1 protein-coding gene is annotated in these 273 nt (G+C 52.0%); it reads right to left on the reverse strand.

The window, feature by feature from the left end; genetic code table 11:
* Positions 1 to 263, reverse strand: a 263-nt coding sequence (locus ACPYOM_RS22490) for a DUF2345 domain-containing protein (RefSeq protein WP_481347663.1), incomplete at its 3' end; no start/stop codon positions are given.
* Between the last annotated feature and the right edge of the window lie 10 nt (positions 264 to 273).

Genomic DNA, 273 nt, shown 5'->3' on the forward strand with positions numbered 1-273 from the left:
CCGCTGATCTTGATGTAGGCACCCGCGCAGTTAAGTATCAATTCCTGGCTGGCATTCACCGTCACTTTGCCTTCTGTGCTGGTGATAGTCACATCTTTTTGAGCTGAGGCAGCGAGTGCATCCGCCTGTGCCTGAATATCGACTTTGCCATTTCCAGCAAAAAGCTGCATTCCTGCACTCTGCGCAAATAGGCTTACGGAATCCCGGGCTGAAACTGTGAAGGACTTACCGCTGCTTATATCCGTGTTTCCGCCCGACACCACGGCAATGCTT

The sequence above is a fragment of the Monashia sp. HAY1-2A genome, from assembly GCF_056755315.1.